We start from the raw sequence: 5,515 nt of genomic DNA, 5'->3' as shown, positions 1-5,515 counted from the left end.
AAAGGATTAGTATTTTTAAATTCTTTCTAGAAAAAAAATTGAAATTCATATAATTCTGATAAAAAAAGCGAATTTTGGGATGATGAAAAAAGATATCCAGGTGTTTTTGATGGTTACAAAAAATGAATATCACATAAAAAGTAAAGAATATTATATATGTAGGTGCAATGAATTCAAATAATATTCCAACTAACTTCACTGCATTTAGTGATCAAACTAATGACAATCATCCATTTATATCGGCATTTGGTGAAAATAGAAGTGTTCAAAGTCAATTATACCCTCATTACAAAACACAAAAATTATTAAATGAATATAAAAATAAATTCAAAAATGAACAAAATCTTTCTAGAAAGGATTTGGAAAGTCATTATAAGAAAAAGAAAAAGAATTTATGGGAATTGCTATTGCAGAAACAAGAAAGTTTATATAGAAATTTAAGCACTAACTTTTACTCAAGTAATTATTTAACATTTAAAGATTACATTGATTATTTTAATAGTTTTGCCGGAACTAGTATGTCAGCTCCAATGATTACAGGAATACTTTCTTTAATGCAAAATAAAATAAAAAGAGAATTAACATTAAATGAAGCAAAAATTTTATTAGCTAGCTCTGCTACATATTCATCAACAACAACATCAAAACACATAAATTTTAAACCTGAGTATATTATAGAAAATACTTCTGAGTTTTGGAAAAATAATAAAACAAAAAGTAAAACGGGATATGGGATTCCTAAATTCTTTGAAATGAAAAAATTTATTATGAATAAGGTTATTTCTTATTCTGATTTTAAAAATGATAATAAATCTGAAGAACTACTATCAAAATCTTATAAACACAATATTTCACATAATTTCAATAATTTAACAGGAACATTTTCATACACAATTAAAAAGACTTTTGACAGTTATTTGGATTCAATTATTCCAGGTTCCAATGATGAAAAAATAATTAAGAAATTGATAAAAGAATACAATGCAAAAAATAAAAATGATTATAATAAAAACTTTTTTGATGTTGCGTTAACTATCGAAATGAATTGCGAAAGATTCGACAAAGAAGGTGAATTAATTAAGTATAAGACAGAAAGAACAAAATTTAGTAACTCGTTTTCTTCAAATGTAGAAAGAACTCATTTCGGAAACTATACTCACTTCGTTAATGGTGAATATTATTATACAATAATATACAATGAATGTTTAAAATACTGAGATGTTCTATCGGATTATTACGATAAAAAACTAAAAAAACATAGTGAAGATTCTACTAAAAAAGAACAATTTATATCTAAATTATGACATTTGTATAATAATTATTTAAAAGAATATGTAAATTACAATGCAATAATAACTATTAATTAAGGATTCATTATGAAACTGCAAAAAAAAATATTTTTTCTTTCTTTAAATATAATACCTTGTTTTATTACATCATGTAATTATTCAAATGCTATTAGTAATAACCAAAACCATAAATATACAGATGAAGAAATAATAGCAATTAATCAAAATAAATATAATAAAAAATATAAGGAAATAAGAACAAAATTAAGAAATGAAATAAAAGATCAACTTGGAATTAATTTCAATGATTCAGTGATAACTAATGACCAGGTTGAAATGCTAAGATTAATTATTCGTAGAATCAAAGATTCTAGGCCAATTTTCTTGAAACGTATTAAGGAATTTTTATATTATGATTTTAAATCATTAATTGATATTTCAAATAAAGCAAATTGAGAAACAATTGACGATTCTGAAAAAACAGAAGCAACCCTAAATAACATTTTGAATTATTTATATTATTTTTATATTGAATTAGATGATGATAAAAGCGATATTGGTAAAAACTTAATTTCATTTAATGAAATGAAAAAAGATAATAATTTAACATTTAATAAAAACATAAATATTAATAATAAATATCAAAATCAGAAAGTAAATAAATTCATTCTAAGTAAAACATATAATAAAAATAATTTAGATAATAATGACCTTAATGATGTTTATTTAAATTGAGGTAAATATTATACTCCTAGAAATATACAATTTCTTTTAGTTGATGAATATTATTTTGATGGTTATGAGGACAAAAACTTATATGATAGAAAAAATATAAGAGGTGTTAGAGAGCGATTTTTAGATACCGAAATAGGATATAAAGTAATTCATAACTACAATTTTATAACAAAAGAATCATATGCTGATCAAGGCCCTAAGTCACAAAATACATCAAATAAATATTTTGAAAATAAAAATGAAACAATTTTAAATCCAATTCCTGAAAAAATTAAAGAAATAAAAGATAGAAATGGCTATTTTGCACCGAAAAATGTCACTTTATATAAATTAAACAATCAACAAGCAAATAATATCTTTTTCGATCATTCATCAGTAAATAATGAAAATAATTTAATTCTTGACTTTGAATTAGATTATGATGCAAATTACTTAAATCAAAATAATAAATATTTAGGTTTTAATGAAATTAAAACATCTGATAATAAAAAAGTCTTAAATTTATATATAGTTGATAAATATGAACCTGGTAGCTTAGATGATTTTATTAAAAAAAATGGTTCAATTAGATATAAACCAAATAATACAACTAAAACAAGATTAACAATAAATTTATCAAATATTTTAAAACAAAAAAATATCGATACAAAAATATGACGCAATCTTATTTACTGGTCATGATTATTTTGTCAATTTCTCAGGCAGCTCTTTATTAAATACTTTAAATAATCCCTAGAAATAAACCGATTGTTCTTGCCTAGAAAATTGACCAAAATAATCATTAGACCAGTTAAATAAGATTGCGTCATATTTTGTATCGATATTTTTTTGGGTTTTAAAATAATGTATTTTTGATAAATTTATTGTTAATCTTGTTTTAGTTGTATTATTTGGTTTATATCTAATTGAACCATTTTTTTTAATAAAATCATCTAAGCTACCAGGTTCATATTTATCAACTATATATAAATTTAAGACTTTTTTATTATCAGATGTTTTAATTTCATTAAAACCTAAATATTTATTATTTTGATTTAAGTAATTTGCATCATAATCTAATTCAAAGTCAAGAATTAAATTATTTTCATTATTTACTGATGAATGATCGAAAAAGATATTATTTGCTTGTTGATTGTTTAATTTATATAAAGTGACATTTTTCGGTGCAAAATAGCCATTTCTATCTTTTATTTCTTTAATTTTTTCAGGAATTGGATTTAAAATTGTTTCATTTTTATTTTCAAAATATTTATTTGATGTATTTTGTGACTTAGGGCCTTGATCAGCATATGATTCTTTTGTTATAAAATTGTAGTTATGAATTACTTTATATCCTATTTCGGTATCTAAAAATCGCTCTCTAACACCTCTTATATTTTTTCTATCATATAAGTTTTTGTCCTCATAACCATCAAAATAATATTCATCAACTAAAAGAAATTGTATATTTCTAGGAGTATAATATTTACCTCAATTTAAATAAACATCATTAAGGTCATTATTATCTAAATTATTTTTATTATATGTTTTACTTAGAATGAATTTATTTACTTTCTGATTTTGATATTTATTATTAATATTTATGTTTTTATTAAATGTTAAATTATTATCTTTTTTCATTTCATTAAATGAAATTAAGTTTTTACCAATATCGCTTTTATCATCATCTAATTCAATATAAAAATAATATAAATAATTCAAAATGTTATTTAGGGTTGCTTCTGTTTTTTCAGAATCGTCAATTGTTTCTCAATTTGCTTTATTTGAAATATCAATTAATGATTTAAAATCATAATATAAAAATTCCTTAATACGTTTCAAGAAAATTGGCCTAGAATCTTTGATTCTACGAATAATTAATCTTAGCATTTCAACCTGGTCATTAGTTATCACTGAATCATTGAAATTAATTCCAAGTTGATCTTTTATTTCATTTCTTAATTTTGTTCTTATTTCCTTATATTTTTTATTATATTTATTTTGATTAATTGCTATTATTTCTTCATCTGTATATTTATGGTTTTGGTTATTACTAATAGCATTTGAATAATTACATGATGTAATAAAACAAGGTATTATATTTAAAGAAAGAAAAAATATTTTTTTTGCAGTTTCATAATGAATCCTTAATTAATAGTTATTATTGCATTGTAATTTACATATTCTTTTAAATAATTATTATACAAATGTCATAATTTAGATATAAATTGTTCTTTTTTAGTAGAATCTTCACTATGTTTTTTTAGTTTTTTATCGTAATAATCCGATAGAACATCTCAGTATTTTAAACATTCATTGTATATTATTGTATAATAATATTCACCATTAACGAAGTGAGTATAGTTTCCGAAATGAGTTCTTTCTACATTTGAAGAAAACGAGTTACTAAATTTTGTTCTTTCTGTCTTATACTTAATTAATTCACCTTCTTTGTCGAATCTTTCGCAATTCATTTCGATAGTTAACGCAACATCAAAAAAGTTTTTATTATAATCATTTTTATTTTTTGCATTGTATTCTTTATCAATTTCTTAATTATTTTTTCATCATTGGAACCTGGAATAATTGAATCCAAATAACTGTCAAAAGTCTTTTTAATTGTGTATGAAAATGTTCCTGTTAAATTATTGAAATTATGTGAAATATTGTGTTTATAAGATTTTGATAGTAGTTCTTCAGATTTATTATCATTTTTAAAATCAGAATAAGAAATAACCTTATTCATAATAAATTTTTTCATTTCAAAGAATTTAGGAATCCCATATCCCGTTTTACTTTTTGTTTTATTATTTTTCCAAAACTCAGAAGTATTTTCTATAATATACTCAGGTTTAAAATTTATGTGTTTTGATGTTGTTGTTGATGAATATGTAGCAGAGCTAGCTAATAAAATTTTTGCTTCATTTAATGTTAATTCTCTTTTATTTTATTTTGCATTAAAGAAAGTATTCCTGTAATCATTGGAGCTGACATACAGTTCCGGGCAAAACTATTAAAATAATCAATGTAATCTTTAAATGTTAAATAATTACTTGAGTAAAAGTTAGTGCTTAAATTTCTATATAAACTTTCTCTTGTTTCTGCAATAGCAATTCCCATAAATTCTTTTTCTTTTTCTTTATAATGACTTTCCAAATCCTTTCTAGAAAGATTTTGTTCATTTTTGAATTTATTTTTATATTCATTTAATAATTTTTGTGTTTTGTAATGAGGGTATAATTGACTTTGAACACTTCTATTTTCAACCAAATGCCGATATAAATGGATGATTGTCATTAGGTTTGATCACTAAATGCAGTGAAGTTAGTTGGAATATTATTTGAATTCATTGCACCTACATATATAATATTCTTTACTTTTTTATGTGATATCATTTTTTGTAACCATCAAAAACACCTGGATATCTTTTTTCATCACCCAAAATTCGCTTTTTTTATCAGAATTATATGAATTTCAATTTTTTTCTAGAAAGATTTAAAAAATACTAATCC

At 22.0% G+C, this 5,515-nt stretch carries 6 protein-coding genes; 2 read left to right on the top strand and 4 right to left on the bottom strand.

Annotated features, from left to right (window positions below):
* Positions 1 to 149: 149 nt before the first annotated feature.
* Both EXC48_RS00330 and EXC48_RS00325 read left to right on the top strand, forming a co-directional pair.
* A complete protein-coding gene (locus tag EXC48_RS00330; RefSeq protein ID WP_223216287.1) occupies positions 150 to 1,367 on the top strand; it encodes a S8 family serine peptidase in 1,218 nt (405 codons plus the stop codon).
* Between the two features lie 9 nt (positions 1,368 to 1,376).
* Complete coding sequence (locus EXC48_RS00325; protein WP_129720365.1) at positions 1,377 to 2,753, top strand: hypothetical protein; 1,377 nt, start codon at positions 1,377 to 1,379, stop codon at positions 2,751 to 2,753.
* A 3-nt stretch (positions 2,754 to 2,756) separates the two neighbouring features.
* Here the strand turns inward: EXC48_RS00325 and EXC48_RS00320 are convergent, their stop codons facing one another.
* From EXC48_RS00320 to EXC48_RS00305, 4 genes are all read right to left on the bottom strand, one after another.
* Positions 2,757 to 3,917: a KH domain-containing protein gene (locus EXC48_RS00320; protein WP_129720364.1), complete on the bottom strand. Its 1,161-nt coding sequence runs from the start codon at positions 3,915 to 3,917 to the stop codon at positions 2,757 to 2,759.
* A 233-nt stretch (positions 3,918 to 4,150) separates the two neighbouring features.
* The gene (locus EXC48_RS00315; protein WP_129720363.1) at positions 4,151 to 4,477 is read right to left on the bottom strand and encodes a hypothetical protein; all 327 of its coding nucleotides are present in this window, start codon (positions 4,475 to 4,477) and stop codon (positions 4,151 to 4,153) included.
* 8 nt (positions 4,478 to 4,485) lie between these two features.
* Positions 4,486 to 4,764: a hypothetical protein gene (locus EXC48_RS00310; RefSeq protein ID WP_129720362.1), complete on the bottom strand. Its 279-nt coding sequence runs from the start codon at positions 4,762 to 4,764 to the stop codon at positions 4,486 to 4,488.
* A gap of 170 nt (positions 4,765 to 4,934) precedes the next feature.
* Positions 4,935 to 5,273: a hypothetical protein gene (locus tag EXC48_RS00305; RefSeq protein WP_165035606.1), complete on the bottom strand. Its 339-nt coding sequence runs from the start codon at positions 5,271 to 5,273 to the stop codon at positions 4,935 to 4,937.
* Positions 5,274 to 5,515 lie beyond the last annotated feature (242 nt).

It is taken from the genome of Mycoplasmopsis cynos (assembly GCF_900660545.1).
Classification (GTDB): domain Bacteria; phylum Bacillota_I; class Bacilli_A; order Mycoplasmatales; family Metamycoplasmataceae; genus Mycoplasmopsis; species Mycoplasmopsis cynos.
This window is presented reverse-complemented; position numbering and strand designations above follow the sequence as displayed.